Source organism: Shigella sp. FC1967, assembly GCF_001743005.1.
Classification (GTDB): Bacteria; Pseudomonadota; Gammaproteobacteria; order Enterobacterales; family Enterobacteriaceae; genus Proteus.
This window is the reverse complement of the sequence record NZ_MIIZ01001150.1, coordinates 1-626: the sequence shown is the minus strand read 5'-3', so window position 1 is coordinate 626 and position 626 is coordinate 1. Positions and strand designations below refer to the sequence as shown.

Below are 626 nucleotides of genomic sequence, written 5' to 3'. Positions count from 1 at the left end.
AAAAAAGTCTCGTATGCAAGGCCGAACAGGACGAGTATCACCAACAAGATAAGCATCGACAGCACAAAGTAACCAGACTCGTACATCACAACTTTGATCACAGAAACGACGCTGATCGATCTTCCAGAGATCCTTCCGATGATCCACTGAAACGCAACGAACGAACCAAGCCCACAGATCAGCACCACCGCTACGGAGACAAGTGCATGTTCCCTCAGGACAGACTCACTCAGGAAACCATACTGCATCCCCATCAATACAAGCCTGCCAATGCCAAACCCCAGGCCCAATGCAACAGCTCCACGAACCAGCACGACCTTCAACGACTGGAGCCATGTCAGTTCAAGATCCATCCCCTTACGGGAAGACCGACGCACCAGCACCATAGATATGCCCAACCCCAAAAACACCAAAAAAACAAAATCCAACATTGCCACCTCTGCACAAATCAATCAGAACCACAGGCCTCTCGGCCAAATGCGCCACCAGGGAGAACCCACTTCTGCCCCTCCGGCACAAAAATCGGGAGCGTGTAATCTTCTCTGGATACCTGCTCCAATGCCTCAACATCACTAATCTGTATCGGCGCAACAGCAGAACCTAAATCTATTACGTCGATTTTTTTT

1 protein-coding gene and 1 pseudogene are annotated in these 626 nt (G+C 49.7%); both read right to left on the bottom strand.

What is annotated here, in order from left to right; genetic code table 11:
* On the bottom strand, positions 1-431 hold a 431-nt coding region (locus tag BHE89_RS19475; protein ID WP_128860740.1), incomplete at its 3' end, for a hypothetical protein.
* 17 nt (positions 432-448) lie between these two features.
* Positions 449-626 (bottom strand): annotated as a pseudogene (locus tag BHE89_RS19470) (phosphohydrolase); the annotation flags it as partial.